Here is a 17,593-nt window from a genome sequence, read left to right as displayed (position 1 = left end):
CTCGTATTCAGGGGGCTTTTAACAATACAAAGGAGGAAAACAAGATGATGAAGAGAAACATGCCAATCAACATGGAGAACAAGGCTTGTATAGGGGGTGAAATCTATTATGAACCATAGGACTTCCCGCCAAAATTGCAGAGAGAAGCTGGTGAGCCAGCTATTTACATTGGGTGAAGAGAAAAGAACATTTCTCGACGCCTATTTCGACGTGCGTGATCCGGAGCGAATACAGTTGGAAAAACAGCTGTTGGCGTATACGCACTATGTGGAAAAACTGCTCCTCGGTCCTGATGAAGATCTGGACTCGGCTGTATTGATCGGCAGCCATATTGATTTTGAATACATCGATTTTCATACGTCCGATTCGTTCATGATTGTCATGCCAGATGATACGGATCCGGATGAGGGGCGTATTTCTTTTCTCTCCCCGGTAGGGAGTCAATTACTGCTTGGCAGTAAAGGGGAAGTGCGGTCTGTTCATACGCCATCAGGCTCGATGAGGATACGCATCACGGGAATTGAGCTGAAGAGCGAAACCTTGAACGGGTTGGCCTTAGGGGGTGCAGATCATGCACTTTAAAGAGACAGACCTGCCAGGGATTGGACGTAAATATTGGCTGCATACCCGCAGTGGTGAGCACCTGGTCATTGTGATTCATAACGACGAGCGACGTGACCTGTTCCATATGGAGTCAGGGGATACGCCTGAAGAGCTGGGTGATATGGTATCTCTGGTTACCTTGGACGATGATGAAGCCCGTGCGGTTGCCGCTATCGTTGGTGGTATGACCTACAAACCTCAGTTTCAGAATGAACGTGAAGTGATGCTTGAAGGGCTCTTAATTGAATGGCTCCGAATTGAGCCTCACGCGGCAAGCATAGGCATGACGATTGGGGAACTGGATATTCGGCAGGCTACGGGGGCCGTTATTCTGGCTGTTGTGACTAAGGACAGGGAAAAGCAATTTAATCCCGGTCCGGATTACGTTTTTACCGCTGGAGCTACAGTTGTGGTTGCCGGTGAACGGAATCAGATCAAACAGCTCAAACAATTGTTGACTGATGGACGGACTTAGCCTATGGATATGCTCATATTCGAAGTGGGAATTGCCGTTGCGCTGATTACACTTACGGGGCTGATATCTTCACGATTACGTTTTTCGGTCATTCCTTTCTATATACTGATTGGTATGGCTGTAGGACCACATGCACCACAGATCGGGATTGTGGATTTACGTTTTATCGAAAGTTCGACCTTTATTGAATTTATGGGCAGACTTGGCATTTTGTTTTTGTTATTTTATCTGGGTCTGGAATTCTCCGTCTCCCGTCTATTAAAGTCTGGCAAAGCCATTCTGACCGGGGGCATGTTCTATGTAGGCCTTAATTTTGTCTCGGGTCTGCTACTGGGCTGGTTCATGAATCTGCCGCTCCAGGAGACACTCGTTGTATGTGGCATCATGACCAGTTCTTCTACAGCCATCGTGGCTAAAGTGCTCGTAGATCTGAAACGCACAGCGAACCCGGAGACAGAGATTATTATGGGTATGATCATGTTTGATGATTTGTTCATCGCGATTCATATCTCGATTCTGACCGGACTTGTGCTCAGCGGGGCAACTTCATTCTTGAGTGTCCTGCTGGTGTCCCTATCTGCGTTGCTGTTCATTGTGCTTTTCCTGATCATCGGCAGGAAAAGCATCAAATATATTGATAAGGCACTGAACATTAAATCATCGGAGTTATTTCTGCTTACTGTCATGACACTGCTCTTCCTGGTGGCAGGTTTCTCGGAGACACTTCATGTAGCCGAAGCAATCGGGGCTTTGATGATGGGGCTTGTGTTGGGCGAATCAAGACATGTGAGTCGGATTGAGCATCAGATCATGCCTTTCAAAGATTTTTTTGGTGCGATTTTCTTCTTCAGCTTTGGCCTGACCATTGAGCCGTCATCACTTGGCGGAGCTGTGGGCATGACGATTATTGCTGTTATTCTGACGATCGCCAGTAACTATGGTGCAGGCATGATCGCTGGCAGATTGGCTGGAATGAGTCCAAAGGCCTCGTTGAATGTGGGCTTTACCCTGGTCTCCCGGGGCGAATTCTCCATTATCATGGCGAACATCGGCAAGGCCGGAGGACTGATGGCGTCCATCCAATCGTTTGCCGTATTATATGTGTTAATTCTGGCTGTGCTGGGACCTATCCTAACCAAAGAATCTCCGCGGATCTATGCTCAGTATGAGCGTCTAAGGAAGCGGATGAAACGAAGGGAAACGGGTTAGTCGAACACTGGCTGTCCTTAGACAGATCGGGAATTCTGACCGTAGTGTTTAATAGGGCGTCACACCTTTTGGAGAGAGAAATCACTCCAGGGTGTGGCGTTTTTTTTATTGGGAATTGACCCAGTACAACCTTGTTATAATACTCATTTCACCAATTTATGGTATGTATCCATATCTTGTGCGTGGTCGTGAATGTTCAAGTCCTGAGGCAGGACTTTGGATGCGATTTGGTAGAAATGGATTGAAAATAAACAGTTATTATGTAAAATAATGCTATATTCAAATCTAGTAGTTGAACTAACCATTTACACGAGAACGGACGAGGAGGAATAGTTGATGAACAAGAAAAGTAGATTTCAACGGTTAAAATGGGCCGGTACAGGGTTATTGCTCAGTCTCGTATTATTTGCTTTACCTGCATCTGCTGCATGGAATGATACATATCAGGGTTACGCGACGTATACGGGCTCAGGCTACTCAGGAGGTGCAGTGTTGCTTGATCCCATCCCGGCAGACATGAAGATCACTGCACTTAATCCATTCCAGCTCAATTATAATGGCGTCAAAGCTGCATTGGCGGGGGCCTATCTTGAAGTACAGGGACCTAAAGGCAAAACAACCGTCTATGTAACAGACCTCTATCCAGAGGGCGCTAGTGGAGCGCTGGATCTCTCGCCGAATGCCTTTAACCTGATCGGTGACCCGAAGGCAGGCAAAATCAATATCAGCTGGAAAGTGGTCAAAGCTCCAATTCAAGGCAACGTCTCCTATCGGATCAAGGAAGGCAGCAGTCAGTGGTGGGCAGCCATTCAGGTCCGCAATCATAAGTATCCGGTGCTGAAGTTCGAAGTGAAACAGAAGGATGGTACGTGGCTCAATCTTGAAAAGCAGGACTATAATCATTTCCTCGGAACTGGACTAGGCAAAGAAAAACTGAACGTTCGTATTACCGATATTCGCGGTCAGATATTGAATGACACGATCCCGGCTCTGCCTAATGATGGATCGGGTGGTGCATATATCGTACCGGGTAATGTACAATTTCCCGATTGACAGATATATGAAGGTGTTATAATAAAGAAGTATGGTCATAGACGGTTTATAACGAAAAGTCGTACATTGTACGGCTTTTTTTGTATACGAAAAGAGGAGAATGTATCGCATGAAAAAAAGTTTGCCTTCCTATCAGATAACACATCCCTATTGGAAACAGTATCAGGATTTTTTCCCGGAAGAAGTCAGGCTGGAAGATCATTCAGCTCCTGAAGAAGAATGGTGGGAATCGAATGGGGTTCATCTACATATTGATCGATTACCTGCGCCTGAGTCTTCGATCAAAATTTTGTTTATACACGGTGCGGGAGGCAATGGCAGGTTGCTCGCCCCGTATGCCCGCATGTTGCAGCGACATGGATACGAGGTGGTATCGCCAGATCTTCCGCCGTATGGGTTAAGTTATGCAATGTCTGGTACACGTATCAACTACGAACTATGGATAGAGCTGCTTGTTTCACTCATCGAACGGGAATACCAGAATGACGGCAAGCCAATCGTTGTATTGGGAAGTAGCATCGGAGGTATGCTTGCCTATCACACCAGTGCACGCAGCAAGCGTGTTAAGGGTTTGATCGCAACTACATTTGTAGACACCAGTAATCCGAAAATGCGCGATCAGCTTGCGCCGAATCGTCTGGTGAGCCGTGTGGGAAAACGTATGATGGATCTGTTCCCCGGTCCACTGGATCACGTACGCATTTCGGTCAAGCAGGTATCCCGGATGCAACTGATTACCAATAACAAGGACTTAACCCGGCTTATAATGAATGATCTACAAGCGGCAGCCACACGTATTCCGTTGGAACTATTAAGGACATTCCTTAATAAGGAGCCGGAGGTAAGCCCGGAACAGTTCAGCCAGTGTCCGGTCCTGTTGGTTCACCCTGAATTGGACCCCATGACACCGATCCGGTTCAGCCAATCTTTTTTTGATCGTCTGGTGGTGGACAAGGAATGTGTGATCTTGGAGGGTTCAGGCCACTTCCCGATAGAGCAACCAGGGCTGAAGCAATTGGAGGCGGCGGTGCTACGATTTTTGGAAAACACCTCCCACTATGGGAGGTGAATTAGGATATTTTCGATATGAACGGCGCTACCGCCAACCTGAATCTGAGTGATTTCATTAGAGCTGCCCAGCGTTAATCTGGCTCGGATCTCGGAGGGGCGGTTCATGGTATACCCTTGTCTAATCGTGTACGTGTGAAGATGAGGATATGTAAGCTGGTTGTACTGGGATAAATAACAGAGCATTGCACCATTGGATGTGCCCGTTGCGCTCTCTTCCGGTATATCATAAAGCGGTGCAAAATTACGGCATTCTGCCAGAACGTCCATATCATCTGATTCGAGTGTAAACACGTGATAACCTACGGCATGATGAGCCTTACATATTTCAGTGATACGCTGGAAGTCAGGGTCGATTTTGGTCAGAACATCATTATCTTTAACGGCTATCAGGATATCGGGTAGTCCGGTAGATACGATCTGTACAGGTAGTTCGGCATTCAGATCCGCCATAGAAATACGTAACGAATCGGCAATCTGCTGTCGATCCACGATCTTCCCAAACTCCGGCAGCGTCTGAGACAGATAGACTTCTCCATTGATTTCGATAACAACCTCAAGAATTCCCGCCAGTGTCTCTAATGTATATGTACCAACATCAACGAGCTGCTGTGTCTTCATTAGATAAAATAAAGCAATTGTTGCATGCCCGCATAGATCGACTTCATCACTTGGGGTGAAGTAACGCACTTTGAAATCAGCCTGATCCGACGGCATAACAAATGCTGTCTCTGAAAAACCGACTTGTCTGGCAATCTCCTGCATCTGGGATTCAGATAAATGCGCTGCTTGTAGAACAACGCCTGCGGGGTTTCCGCCAAGAACCTTGTCCGAAAATGAATGTAATGTACTGACTTCTACTTCCATCGTGTTACCTCGCTTGTTTAGTTATTGGGTAAAGGTTAAACCTAATCGATAATCGACATTATATCATGGTTCTTGAACTGAAATGTGAGCACCACCTTCTTTGAATTCTTGAATGAATAGGTCAAGTGATCGCCGGGAAAGGGTAATGAAGGGAGAGAGCATAACGATAATCCAATGGAAAGGCTGGGATCTCTAATGAAAGCAATTGTGATTGAGGAATTTGGTGGAGCGGAACAATTGAAGGAACAGGAAGTAGCCAAGCCGGCGTGTGGAGTGAATCAGGTGCTAATTCGAACGCATGCCACGTCGGTGAACCCGGTGGACTTCAAAATCAGACAAGGCGATATGAAAGAGGCAGCGGAGAATTTTCCGTTGATTTTGGGTGGCGATGTTGCTGGCACGGTGGCTGAAGTTGGCTCGAATGTCATCAGGTTCAGAGAAGGTGATCGGGTGTTTGCGCGTCCGCGTCAATTCGGGACCTATGCAGAATATGTTGCTGTCGATGCGGATATTATTGCCCGTATACCGGAGAAACTGAGTTTCGAGGAAGCGGCAGCGATCCCGCTGGCTGCGATGACGGCCTGGCAGGCCCTTGTGGATCATGGACGGTTAGCCAAAGGACAGAAGGTGCTCATCCATGCTGGCGCAGGTGGTGTGGGAACATATGCCATTCAGATTGCCAAGTCCCTCGGCGCTGAAGTGGCGTCCACGGCGAGTGAATCGAACGAAGCATTGCTTCGCTCGTTGGGTGTGGATCTTTTTATCAATTATAAAAAAGAAGATTTCTCGGAGATTCTCTCCGGTTATGATGTTGTACTGGACACGATGGGCGGCGACATTCAGCGCGACAGCTTCAAGGTGGTGAAGTCTGGTGGGCATCTGGTATCCTTGGTGGAACAACCGGATGAGAAGCTTGCCAAGGAGGCTGGAGTAACAGCCAACGTCTTCATGATGGAGCCCAAAGGGGATCAACTGGATCAGTTGGCTGAACTGGTTGCGGAAGGTAAGCTCAAATCGATTATTGATGGAACGTACCCGCTAACTCAACAGGGAGTAAGGGAAGCACATAAGAAGAGTGAAACCCATCATACCCGAGGGAAACTTGTTATTCAGGTGCAATAGAATTCATTAACTCGTAGAAGTATTTTGGCTGATGAGTCTGATACAGATTGTACCAGGCCTGTAATGTTTCTGGTGCAAAAACATCCAGTCTCTTCAGTACATGCATCGTAAATTCTAACGGAGCTATGCCTGATGCAGTAACTACATTTCCATCGGTTACTGCTGGCTCCGTTTCATAATATGTTTCTCCAGTATAGTTAGGACATATCATCTTCAGGTATTCTAAATCATTGCTTGTATGCTGCTTGGAGTTCAGTAACCCCATTTTTGCAAGTCCAACGGTAGCACCACATATGGCGGCAATAACCGTACCTTCTTCTATAGAGGCAGTAACTTTTTTCAATAGGGGGTCATGGATGGTGTCCATCCAGGTGTTTCCTCCTGGAAGAATGATGACGTCGTCACCTTTCAATGTACATTCATCAATAGAAATATGAGGAAGGATGTTCAATCCGCCCATGGTAGTTACCGGATGTTTATCTACACCTACGGTTACGACCTGTAAAGGCTTGAACTCTTTCCTGAAATACCTTCCCGAGTTCAATTCAGCAGTTAAATATCCTACCTCCCAGTCTGCCATCGTATCAAATACATATAGATATACGTTCTTCGTTTGCATCATACATGCTCCTTTTGTTTTCATGATTGAATGGATTACTCTTGTATTATAAATAAACTTCACTGACAACTACGGTCAGTGAAGTTTATAAATTTGATAATTAACAGATATGCCAATAGAAAAAGTGAGATTGGGACATGACCCTGCCAACCAATATAGGGACTTCTCCCCAATTGTAGTGGAATAAGATATAATAGGAGAAATTTATTCCATTCTGTGCATGAGGTGATTAGGATGTCCAACGAACTCATTCAAGCCATTCAGTTGTTAAAAGAAAAGAAGTGGGTGGATCTGACCCATACATTTGGACCAGACTCTCCACATTTTTCAGCATTTGAAGCAGCACAATTCGATACATTGTTTGATCACGATCAAGGTTTCTTTGCCCAGAGCTTCAGGTTCCCGGGTCAGTACGGGACGCATCTTGATGCGCCGATTCACTTCGTTCGGGATACCCGCTATCTCGATGAATTGGGTTTAAAGGAGCTTGTACTACCGCTTGTGGTCATTGACCAGTCCGCTGAAGTTCAGAACAATCCGGATTTCACACTGGATGTGGAGCACATTCTTGAATTTGAAAGAGAGCATGGTGTGATAGAGGCTGGAAGTTTCGTAGCCTTACGTACCGACTGGAGCAAACGTTGGCCCAGCCATGAAGCATTTGATAACAAGGATGATGAGGGCAACAGTCATGCACCGGGATGGTCAGTTAGTGCGCTTATGTTTTTATTTGAGGAACGAAAAATAAAGGCCATTGGCCACGAAACCTTTGACACGGATTCAGCCGTGGATTATCAGAAGAATGGAGCACTTCTGGCAGAATATTATGTACTTGCCCAGGATACATATCAAGTTGAGCTGTTAACGAATCTGGATCAGGTGCCGGCCAAGGGCGCTGTTATTTTCAATATTGTACCCAAAGCGGAGAAAGCTTCTGGTTTCCCAGTCCGGTCTTTTGCCATTTTGCCGTAAAACTAGCTAGATCAAAAGCTGAAATAGATAAATCCGGCACAGAACTCAGAATGATACTCAAGCAGACAGCCGGCTAAATAGTCGGCTGTCTTTCAACTAACGGGCAGAATAGTTGAAAAAGGTATTTTAATTTAAACCTCGAATATTTAATGTAATCGGATAGCTAAAAATTTGATGATAGACAGGAGTTAGATACGATGATATAAGGTTTCGGAGGAGTATTTTGGAGAACTAAGAATCTTGAAGTTATAAAAAAAGGTACAGTGAGGTGTTGAAGATTGACATAGAAAATTGGAATGGGACTGTGATAAAACCCAATTAGGAAATGAGACGATCTTTTCTTTCTTTATCGAGAATGACAGTTATTTTCCAACAGAACAACAAGTGATGTTAAATTTCCAAGTACATAATCTAAACCAGACTATGGAGCATCTCGAACAGATTAGTGTACTTCTTGCAAAGAAAAAAGAGATTAGTGAATTTGGAAAGTTTATTTTGAATGAAGTTCCTGAAGGTCGACTGGTCGAGCTTTGGGAGAAATAACGACATTAATTTTAAGATTAGAACAGATATTCCATAATTTATATTATATATAAGGGGTAAGTGTATGCAGATTAGAGCTTTTCAAGAGTCCGATAAAGATTTCATTGTAAGTCTGGCTTTACGATTTATGGACTTTGAGCTGATGAGCTGGCGTGATCCAGACAAAATGGAAGAATCACAGCTCAGCCTAGCCCAAGAATCAGTAGACAATCTTTCTCCTGGTACGGAGATTTTTGTGGCGGAAGATGAAACAGGAGAGCTACTGGGTTTCCTTGAAGTACAGCCGCAAAAAGATAAATTGAACGATATAGAACAAGGTTATATTGTGGCGATTGCGGTTTCTCCACAAGGAGAAGGAAAAGGGGTCGGCAAGGGACTCATGACCAAAGCAGAAGAGTGGTCAAGGCAAAAAGGCTATCGACAGCTTATACTGAATGTCTTTAACAATAACCTTCGTGCCGTAAATTTCTATAAGCATTTAAATTATGAAATTGAAGTTGTGAAGATGGTAAAAGAGCTATAGAGACCCTTACTTATAAGCTAACGGGAAACGTTAGTTCATAAAGCACGGGGCAGACTGCAGGTTGGCAGGCTGCTCTTTTTTCATTTAGCTAACTGGCAACAGGCAAGTAAGCTTATCAGGAACCAAGTTCAGCTAGGATTTGATTTATTTAGAAGCATAAATGTGTGCTTTGGCAAACTTATGGGTTAAGTCACAACTAACAAAGTCTAAATGATTCACATATGTAAATAGCAAGGGAGGCGTATTCCGCCTCCTTTTTATGTTGTTACTTTTGATCCGAGTGAGGATCTTGATTAAATCTTTGAGAGATTTTTTTTTCTGTTTTCTTACGCCGTATCCAGCGCTTGAGTATGCCTTCTTCTTTGCGTTCTTGCAGTGTTTCCTTCAAACCTTGGATCATAAATTCCGATCTTCGTCTGTCATCCCGACTAATCTCGCGTAATTCTTTAATAAATTTGTCGTCCATATCTGCCTCTCGCTTATTCAGGATAATCTCATTATACCGAACGTACGTTCTTTTATCAAGTTTTTCCATTACGAATGATTTTCGAGATCAATATAGTGAAAAGAAGCACAGGAACAATACGCGGCATGTGTGAGAATGGTACTAGAGGGTTTGAGCATAATCCTCCATATATGAGGTTGAGAAACGAGAGAACGGAAGGAGCAATTCATGATGAAGCAGCGTATAGGCAGATCGTGGTTACTCATGTTGATGCATGGAATGCTGGGGATTGGGGCGATTGTTGGAGGCGTCATTTTAATCATAGACCCATCCGGAAGTATGGTGAATTTGCCCGCATCTTTGTTGAAGCATTCTCCGTTTGCCAGTTTTTTGTTCCCAGGAATCATCCTATTGTTGGTTCTTGGCGTGATGCCCATAATGATTGCTATCTCGCTCTTCCGCTACATTCATTGGGGGCTAGGTGAGAGACTGAATTTCTATTCTGACCGTTACTGGGCTTGGACCTTTTCCTTGTATACGGGCTTTTCTCTCATCATCTGGATTATGGCACAGGTGTACTGGATTCAGGATGTCTCTATCATTCACTTGGTCTATTTTGCATGGGGAGTGGGTATTCAAGTTGTGACCTTATTGCCCGGGGTACAGCGAATCTATTCGCAATAAACTGCTCGCTTGTTGAACAAATGGCTGCCAACGGAATCGCTGAATGATTCTTTCGGCAGTTATTTTTTATGGGCATCGAGATGATACATGTTGTTGTAGTAATGCGTTCCGATCTTTCTTGGACTGAAAGGGAATCGGATATATCATATTGACAAAGAACTATTATCCTCGCATACTTACGTAACACACTTTATAAAGTATGTTTAATAACTATAAGAATAGTCACATGTGATAAGTATCGCAAAATCATAATCCGCATGAAACAGGGAGGTAAGTATGGATGGTCTACGTTATTATGGCAGTTATAATTTGGGCAGGTACCTATGCAAGTATGGCCTTGTCAAAGCAACCGATGGAAGTGAAACCTGTGAAGTCGATGGATGATTTGTTTGAGTGAACAAAGCAGCTCTGCCGATTTCGATCCTTTGCCAGCACGATGGAACTCATGTGTTCGAGTAAGGCATTATGTTATGATATGGTGTGAATGACATGCATACCATTGCTTTGGCTCAATTGAACCAGAGTAGAAACGAGAGGGTTATGAAAAAGGCCAACGCTACAATGATGAAATACATCAATTTGAATAATGTGCGTGAAGTCATGCAGCAGATGGAAACGGCGACCAAACCGCAATTAGCTTCACTAACCAATCTTAGTGTTGTTACCATTAATGCGCTGATTCAGGAATTATGTGATGGCGGAGAGTTGTTCCAGGATAAAGTGGTTCCGTCTAACGGTGGTCGTCCTGCTCAGGCATATCGATATAATTATAATTTCAAGCTTGCTTTGGTTCTTTACATCAAAGAGATGAAAGGTCAGGAGTTAATTTCGGCAACGGTCATGAATCTGGAGAATAAGGTTGTGCTGAAGGAAGAGGGCATCTTGCCTGCTTTTGATAAACAGCATATGTTGCAACTTATCGCGCGTTTCATTAAAGAGTATCCCTCCATTGATATGATCGGCATCGGTATTCCGGGGCAAGCCGTGGATGGGGACATCACGGTGAGCAGTCATGAAGAGCTTATCCATTCACATCTGATACGGGAGATCGAGAGCGAGTTCCAACTGAACGTTCTCGTGGAGAATGATGTGAATGCAGCGATTAGCGGATACTGTGCACAGCATGCGGATATGAAGGAACGGAGTGTAGCGGGAATTTATTTTCCGAACCGATACCCGCCGGGTATGGGCATGATGTTGAATGGACAGATGATCCGTGGGAAAAACGGGATGTTTGGTGAGATCAAGTATCTTCCTTATTCACCTGATTGGCACCGTGACATGAGCAAAGATGATTTTGTAGTGAACGTATGTCACATCCTGCAAACGATTAATGCCGTCGTTGCCCCTCACCAGATTGTCATTTATCAGGAACGGGTGGAGAGAGAAGAGCTGGATATGGCGTGGAAACAGTACGGGAAGGATCACCCCATGCCGTCGTTGCCCGAGATTGTACATCAGGACTCGTTCCAACATGATTTTGATGCTGGGTTACGAAGAATGGTGCTTCAGGCGTTGAAGTCAGGCATTCTATCAGAAGCCTTATAACCCACAGGCCATGTCTGTGGGTTTTATTTTATAAGCTAACTCTTGTAGAGGAGGATTCATGATGCGTGAAGAAGAGAGAATCATGAAGGGCGTATTGTTCAGTCCAAGTGATCCGGAATTAAAGGCCATCAAAAGGCGAGCCCATAATCTCAGTCAGCGTTACAGTCAGACCTTTGAAGAACAGACTGAGGAAAGGAATCAGATATTGCAACAGTTACTGGGAGAGATTGGAGAAGGCGGATTCATGCAAGGCCCCATCTTCTTTCATTATGGTGTGCATACCCGAATAGGCGATCACTTCTTCGGTAATTACAATCTGACGATACAAGATGACGCGCAAGTGACGATCGGGGACTATACCAGTTTTGGACCCAACGTTACGATTGTTACCCCCATTCACCCCATGATTGCCAGCGAGCGGAGACAGATGGTGGACCAGAACGGTGATGTGAAGGCGCTATGTTATGCCAAACCGGTCACGATTGGTAACGATGTATGGATCTCGGCAAACGTTACAGTATGCGGGGGCGTAACGATTGGAGACGGCTGTGTGATCGGAGCAGGTAGCGTGGTGACTCGTGATATTCCACCGCATTCTTTTGCAGCAGGCGTACCGTGCAGAGTTATTCGCAAAATTACTGATGCGGACAGCATGCGAAATTATCCCGATGTTATGGCCGATTGCCGTGTGCTGGAAGAATAAAAAAAGGTTGCCATCAGGATCAAATAGATGATCCTGGTGACAACCTTTTTTTTGTTATACGTTTACTTGGAAGCGTTATAATTGTTCAAGAATTCTTTTACTTTTGCAGGATCAGCTTTCAATTCATTCCCGGTCTGAACGAGCGGGCTTACTGTAGAGTATGCTTTGAGTTTGTTGTTCTTGTAGAAACTCAAAATCTCATCTTGATTGATGGAGTACAGCACGGCTTTTCTCAAGTCACTGCTCTTGGCAACTTCACGATTGGCCGTGTTGAACAACAGATAGGAGACAGCGTTACTTGGGAGACTTTGCAGTTTCAGTTTGCTGTCATTTTCAATGATGTCATACTTGGTTTCAGGTACACCGTAGTATAAGTGGATTTCACTGCTGCGAAGAGCAGAGAGGGCGCTATCTGCATCCGAGATGAATCGGACGTTAACCTGAGCGATTTTCGGCTCATCTTCCGTACCTTTACGGTAGGCCGGGTTTTTCAAGAATACACCTTCATAGTCATTTTTATAAGACAAAATATAAGGGCCACTCGTGTAAAGGGTGTTATTGTATGCTGCGCCTTCAGTCACCGTGTTCTGGTCACCGTAAGGAATATCTTTGTTGACGTCAAAGGAAGCCACATCATACGTGTTGATGCTCTCCACCTGTTTTTTGGACACGATCCCAGCAGATTGGTGAGCCAGGTAGTTCAGTACTTGCGGGAAAGGTTCAGTTGTTGTCAGTTTAACGACCTGATATTTCCCTGCACTATTATCTGCTTTGGTTTTGTCAGTCACGAGTTCTGTAATTTTACTACCCAAGCCTTGTTCCAATTCTTCCAGGATGGTTCCATTACCGCTGGATTGTTTAACAGATTGCAATGCACTCAGATCCGTTACAACCTCAGCTTCTTTGATGTGTTCATGCAAACTGTACGTCCGGTGATCCGGAACGGAATCTTTATTTTTAGCACGATCCAGGGAGAAGATCACATCATCTGCACCGACACGTTCTCCTGTATCTACAGCTTTTTTGTTATCAATCTTCGCAAAGTTGATATCGTCTCTGAGAATGAAGTAGTAGTCCGAATTTCCTTCAGCAATACTGAAGTTATGGGACAGTGATCCATCTGCTGTCAGCTGATCGTCATCTGTCAAGTTAACGAGACGTACATACATATTGGTGTTCAACTGGTTGATGGAGCCGTCGTTTCCTTTGATGGGATCAAGGGAAGTCAGTACGGATGCACTTTGCGTCAGAATCAACGGGTCTGTGGCATTTTTGGAGCTGTCCTTGAACTCAATCGGTTCCCAAGCCATGGCGCGGGATTTGGAGAGACGAACGGTGTCGACATTCAGAATGTCTTTGTTCACAGCCTGACTTTTCAGGGAAATGTACAAAGGAGCGATATACGCCTGATCCGTTACCAAGCGATCTTCCAATTGTTTGTACGTGTCTTTGTACTCATCTGGAGTTTGAGTAGCGGCCTGATCAATGAGTTTATCAATCTCCCCATCGGCAAGGATACTGTAATCTCCACCTGTTTTGAAAAGGGAACGCACTGCATAATCGGGATTTCCCGTTACCGTTGTCCAGCTGGACAAGGCAATGTCATAATTCCCTGCATCCTGCTGGGATTTGAAGCTGCCGTAATCTGGCTGCAGGTTCAGTTTCACATTGAAGCCGTTTTTAGTCAGCTGGTCGCGCACAATGTTTACATCATTTTCGGAAGAACTCATGGCGAGCAGTTCAATGTCTGCCGGTTTTTGTGCAGTTTCTGTTGTGTCCGCTGGTGCGGTCTCCGCCTGGGATTCGGTTTTCGTTTTTACACTGCAGCCGGAAATCACAATGACGAGAATTAATAGCAATGAGATTAGTGTACGTTTTTTCATGGGATTACCCTCCATATCTTGAATGTGTGATGTGTGAATCAATTTCATAATACCTTTAGCTGCTTCAATCAGGGCTAGATATAGATCAAAACGATTCAATTTGTCTATATCTAGTTACAGAAATCCATTTTTAGTGAGTTATGAAATTGATTCGTGTGAATTCTTTTTTCTGTATCCGTTCAACGATTCGTTTATGCTTTCTCCAGCTTGGGATCAAGCGCATCACGCAGGCCGTCACCGAGAAAGTTAAACGAAAGAACCAGTAGAATAATAGCCAAGCCTGGATAAATCGCCAGATAAGAGTGGGTCTCCAGGTATGTACTGCCGAGCTTCAGAATGTTACCCCATTCTGGAATATGCGGCTCTACACCGAGTCCCAGATAACTCAAGCTGCTGGTAGCGATAACCGCTCCACCGATCGTGAGTGTGGATTTGATAATCATGGGCGCAAGCGAGTTAGGAATAATGTGTTTGAAAATAATCGTACGATTGTTGTACCCCAGTGCACGTGCAGCTTCCACGAATTCAAATGTAGATACATAGAGTACACTGGCTCTCATGGTACGGGCATACGTTGGAATCGAACCCAGACTCAGCGCCAGAATGAGATTGACCGTATTGGCTCCGAACGCCGCAATAATGGCAATGGCGAGCAGAATACCCGGAATTGCATAGAGAATATCGAGCAGCCGCATGATGATGTTATCCGTATGCCTTCCGTAGAAGCCGGAGAATGCTCCGAGGACTCCGCCGATCAACACAGGAATGATGGTTGACATGCAACCTACGATCAAGGAGATCCGGGCACCGAATACAATCCGGGAAAATAAACATCGTCCGAAGTCATCCGTTCCCAATGGATACGCAAGGGAAGGCGGTTGAAGCAGAGCCGAGTAGTTATTTTCCACAGCCATACTGTAGTCAAAGGTAAAGAAACTGCAGATCGATATCGAGAACAGAAAAATGATAAAAAACAAACCGGACATGGCAGTCATATTCGGAGCAAGGCGCTCCCACAGATCGTTCCAGAAGTTTGATTTTTGTTTCCCCTGTCTGCGAATTCGTCCGATAATGGAAATGCCGAGCAATAGTGCAAATACATTACCTGTGATCGAGGTAAGAATTAGTACTACACTGACACCGATCATCCAGCGAGGGAGGATAGAGGTCGCATTGTATCGGGATACGATAAGCAGTATGACCAGGTCGATGACCAGAATGAATATCAGCACCGCCATGGCTGGCAGGAAGTTGTCAGCCACATAGGGTTTGAAAACATTTAACGCCGATACACCGATCACGAACAGCTGGGTTAACAGCATGTACACCGCAAAGGTATACTCCACGTTCCTGGATTTTCGAATCAGATGAAAGGCTGCCGTTACGATAAATATATTGCCTGAAATGATAGCAAGTAGCTGAACCCAGGCTAACCTGCGAGTCAGGGCAGAGACCGTACCGGTACGGATCAAGTCTTTTCGAATCCGAAAGGTGATAACACTTTGGACCAGTGTGAAGAATGTATAGATCCCAAGTATCGTTAGCAGAAATGGTTTGAACGTCTGCCCGCTCCAGTCATAACTGTTGAACAGCAATAATGCAGTCAAGAGAAGGGACGTGATCCAGGCAAAGCTTGCCTGACTGTATTCTCGAGAAGACTTAAGCCGGAAACGCATTTCTTGTGTTAAGGATTTTGTCGTCATAGTACACCTGCTTTAATATTGTTTCATCTTGGAACGCACTCTTGGATCAATAAAAGCGTACAGCAGATCAACCGCTACATTGATAATGGAGATCGTAATTGCGGTGTAGATTACTCCGCCCATGATACTCGGAATATCGGGGATAAATTGCTTATCCACAATATAGCTGCCGAGACCGCTGATATTAAACACTTTCTCCGTTACCGCTGCCCCGCCCAGCATGGCACCGAATTGAAGTCCAACCACAGTTACGATTGGGATCAATGCATTACGTACAGCGTGTTTCAGCATGACCTGACGTTCGCTTAACCCCTTGGCGCGGGCGGTCATCACATAATCTTCATGAATGACTTCCAGTGTGGAAGATCGAGTCATACGTGCCACCGCAGCCGTGAGTCCCGTGCCCAGCACAATGGTTGGCATAATGATCGATAGCCAATTTTGCGGGTTGAAGGTAGCGGGAAGCCACTGCAATTTGATCGAAAAGTTCAGAATAAAAATAAGTCCTTGCCAGAAATTCGGGATCGATAATCCAATCAGAGCGATAAACATAAACGTATAATCGAACCATGAATTAGGCTTAATCGCTGAGATGATACCGATGGGCAATGCAATGACAAGTGCTAATAGCAGGGAGATGACCGCGAGGGTCAATGTGATCGGAAACTTCCTTGCGATCGTTGCTGTGACATCTTCATTTCCCGCAAAAGACTTGCCAAGATCGAAGAGAGCAACTCCCTTAATATTGTTCCAGAGCTGTGTAAGATAAGGCTGATCCAAGCCATACACCTGATTGAATGCTGCAATCTGTTCCTGCGTTGCTGTCTCTCCGAGAATGTTAGCTGCCGGGTTAAACGGAGACAGATACAAAATCGTAAATACGAGTGTTGCTACGCCCAGAATGACGAATACCGTCATCAGTATTCTTTCAAATATGTACTTTAGATAAGGATTGCCATACAAAAACAGAATGCTATACATCAGACAGCCTGGAATAATGGATATCGCGAAAAACCATGGTTTGTCGATAAGGGTGTGGAACGTATCGGCCAGTGTAAGTCGTTGATTTCCTTGTTCCAGAAGTATGCGGGACGTCCGCTCCTTCAACTCTGTCTGAACACTTTCTTCCAACCATTCCTCGGTCTGACGTGTGAATTCTACCTCACTGACCTGCTGCTGGAAAAAACGATGTTTGCGACGCAGCTGATCTTCCACTTCCAACTTAAGCTTGTTCCTGTAGGAAGAAGCGAGCAGTTCTTGCTCAGCCGCCTGCCTGGCAGCTACCCAGCCGTCATTTTTTCGATTCGAACGCCAAATTAGAAATACGACCAAATTGATCGGTAATCCAAGAATGAACAGAACATATCGGTAGGAAGGATGAAGCAGCATTTTGCCATAAATAAAACTTAAATTGTGTACCAACCGCGAGAGTCTGCTGCTTTTTGCAAGATTCAAACCAAGCGTGCCTCCTTTCATTCAGGTTTAAATTGCATTATTCCGATTGATATAGTATATATTATTTAGGGTCTAAACAATTGTCAAGGAATTAAATGGTATACATATGAGATGAGTA

At 44.8% G+C, this 17,593-nt stretch carries 17 protein-coding genes and 1 pseudogene; 12 read left to right on the top strand and 6 right to left on the bottom strand.

Features of this window, described 5'->3' with window-relative positions; all coding sequences use genetic code 11:
• Positions 1 to 108: 108 nt before the first annotated feature.
• From HF638_RS17425 to HF638_RS17405, 5 genes are all read left to right on the top strand, one after another.
• Positions 109 to 582 (top strand): GreA/GreB family elongation factor, encoded by a 474-nt coding sequence (locus HF638_RS17425; RefSeq protein ID WP_169481331.1) that lies wholly within the window; start codon positions 109 to 111, stop codon positions 580 to 582.
• Positions 572 to 1,078: a cation:proton antiporter regulatory subunit gene (locus HF638_RS17420; RefSeq protein WP_211175678.1), complete on the top strand. Its 507-nt coding sequence runs from the start codon at positions 572 to 574 to the stop codon at positions 1,076 to 1,078. The genes HF638_RS17425 and HF638_RS17420 overlap by 11 nt, the downstream gene beginning before the upstream one ends.
• 3 nt (positions 1,079 to 1,081) lie before the next feature.
• Complete coding sequence (locus HF638_RS17415; protein ID WP_145323658.1) at positions 1,082 to 2,287, top strand: cation:proton antiporter; 1,206 nt, start codon at positions 1,082 to 1,084, stop codon at positions 2,285 to 2,287.
• Between the two features lie 336 nt (positions 2,288 to 2,623).
• Positions 2,624 to 3,340: an expansin ExlX gene (gene exlX, locus HF638_RS17410; RefSeq protein WP_169481330.1), complete on the top strand. Its 717-nt coding sequence runs from the start codon at positions 2,624 to 2,626 to the stop codon at positions 3,338 to 3,340.
• A gap of 109 nt (positions 3,341 to 3,449) precedes the next feature.
• Complete coding sequence (locus HF638_RS17405; protein ID WP_169481329.1) at positions 3,450 to 4,409, top strand: alpha/beta hydrolase; 960 nt, start codon at positions 3,450 to 3,452, stop codon at positions 4,407 to 4,409.
• On the opposite strand, the gene HF638_RS17400 is transcribed toward HF638_RS17405, so the two are convergent.
• Complete coding sequence (locus tag HF638_RS17400; protein ID WP_169481328.1) at positions 4,397 to 5,275, bottom strand: PhzF family phenazine biosynthesis protein; 879 nt, start codon at positions 5,273 to 5,275, stop codon at positions 4,397 to 4,399. The two genes, HF638_RS17405 and HF638_RS17400, sit on opposite strands and share 13 nt — an antisense overlap.
• Before the next feature lie 195 nt (positions 5,276 to 5,470).
• Here HF638_RS17400 and HF638_RS17395 point away from each other — a divergent pair, with 195 nt between their 5' ends.
• Positions 5,471 to 6,397 (top strand): NADP-dependent oxidoreductase, encoded by a 927-nt coding sequence (locus tag HF638_RS17395; protein WP_169481327.1) that lies wholly within the window; start codon positions 5,471 to 5,473, stop codon positions 6,395 to 6,397.
• On the opposite strand, the gene HF638_RS17390 is transcribed toward HF638_RS17395, so the two are convergent.
• Positions 6,381 to 7,016 carry a type 1 glutamine amidotransferase family protein gene (locus tag HF638_RS17390; protein ID WP_169481351.1) on the bottom strand — a complete coding sequence of 212 codons (636 nt, stop codon included), beginning with the start codon at positions 7,014 to 7,016 and terminating at the stop codon, positions 6,381 to 6,383. The genes HF638_RS17395 and HF638_RS17390 overlap by 17 nt on opposite strands.
• 234 nt (positions 7,017 to 7,250) lie before the next feature.
• On the opposite strand from HF638_RS17390, the gene HF638_RS17385 reads away from it, so the two are divergent.
• The 3 genes and pseudogenes from HF638_RS17385 (at position 7,251) to HF638_RS17375 (ending at position 9,054) form a co-directional block, all read left to right on the top strand.
• Positions 7,251 to 7,988: a cyclase family protein gene (locus HF638_RS17385; protein ID WP_169481326.1), complete on the top strand. Its 738-nt coding sequence runs from the start codon at positions 7,251 to 7,253 to the stop codon at positions 7,986 to 7,988.
• Between the two features lie 248 nt (positions 7,989 to 8,236).
• Positions 8,237 to 8,531: pseudogene (locus HF638_RS17380) on the top strand (VOC family protein).
• A 64-nt stretch (positions 8,532 to 8,595) separates the two neighbouring features.
• Positions 8,596 to 9,054: a GNAT family N-acetyltransferase gene (locus HF638_RS17375; RefSeq protein ID WP_169481325.1), complete on the top strand. Its 459-nt coding sequence runs from the start codon at positions 8,596 to 8,598 to the stop codon at positions 9,052 to 9,054.
• 265 nt (positions 9,055 to 9,319) lie between these two features.
• Here HF638_RS17375 and HF638_RS17370 read toward each other — a convergent pair whose 3' ends face one another.
• Positions 9,320 to 9,520 carry a hypothetical protein gene (locus tag HF638_RS17370; protein WP_026080945.1) on the bottom strand — a complete coding sequence of 67 codons (201 nt, stop codon included), beginning with the start codon at positions 9,518 to 9,520 and terminating at the stop codon, positions 9,320 to 9,322.
• A 207-nt stretch (positions 9,521 to 9,727) separates the two neighbouring features.
• Here HF638_RS17370 and HF638_RS17365 point away from each other — a divergent pair, with 207 nt between their 5' ends.
• The 3 genes from HF638_RS17365 (at position 9,728) to HF638_RS17355 (ending at position 12,434) form a co-directional block, all read left to right on the top strand.
• Entirely contained in the window at positions 9,728 to 10,183 is a 456-nt protein-coding gene (locus HF638_RS17365; RefSeq protein WP_169481324.1) for a hypothetical protein, read from the top strand.
• Positions 10,184 to 10,723: 540 nt separating this feature from the next.
• Positions 10,724 to 11,731 carry an ROK family protein gene (locus HF638_RS17360; protein WP_169481323.1) on the top strand — a complete coding sequence of 336 codons (1,008 nt, stop codon included), beginning with the start codon at positions 10,724 to 10,726 and terminating at the stop codon, positions 11,729 to 11,731.
• A gap of 58 nt (positions 11,732 to 11,789) precedes the next feature.
• Positions 11,790 to 12,434: a sugar O-acetyltransferase gene (locus HF638_RS17355; RefSeq protein ID WP_248278186.1), complete on the top strand. Its 645-nt coding sequence runs from the start codon at positions 11,790 to 11,792 to the stop codon at positions 12,432 to 12,434.
• Positions 12,435 to 12,496: 62 nt separating this feature from the next.
• Here HF638_RS17355 and HF638_RS17350 read toward each other — a convergent pair whose 3' ends face one another.
• The 3 genes from HF638_RS17350 to HF638_RS17340 all read right to left on the bottom strand — a co-directional run bounded on the left by HF638_RS17350 (position 12,497) and on the right by HF638_RS17340 (position 17,475).
• Complete coding sequence (locus HF638_RS17350; protein WP_169481322.1) at positions 12,497 to 14,317, bottom strand: ABC transporter substrate-binding protein; 1,821 nt, start codon at positions 14,315 to 14,317, stop codon at positions 12,497 to 12,499.
• A gap of 191 nt (positions 14,318 to 14,508) precedes the next feature.
• Positions 14,509 to 16,020, bottom strand: coding sequence for an ABC transporter permease (locus tag HF638_RS17345; RefSeq protein WP_169481321.1), 1,512 nt, complete (start codon positions 16,018 to 16,020; stop codon positions 14,509 to 14,511).
• A gap of 12 nt (positions 16,021 to 16,032) precedes the next feature.
• The gene (locus tag HF638_RS17340; protein WP_248278185.1) at positions 16,033 to 17,475 is read right to left on the bottom strand and encodes an ABC transporter permease; all 1,443 of its coding nucleotides are present in this window, start codon (positions 17,473 to 17,475) and stop codon (positions 16,033 to 16,035) included.
• Between the last annotated feature and the right edge of the window lie 118 nt (positions 17,476 to 17,593).

The sequence above is a fragment of the Paenibacillus sp. SZ31 genome, from assembly GCF_012912005.1.
In the GTDB taxonomy this organism is placed as follows: Bacteria; Bacillota; Bacilli; order Paenibacillales; family Paenibacillaceae; genus Paenibacillus.
The sequence above is the reverse complement of the archived record's forward strand: the minus strand, read 5'-3'. Positions and strand labels throughout refer to the sequence as shown.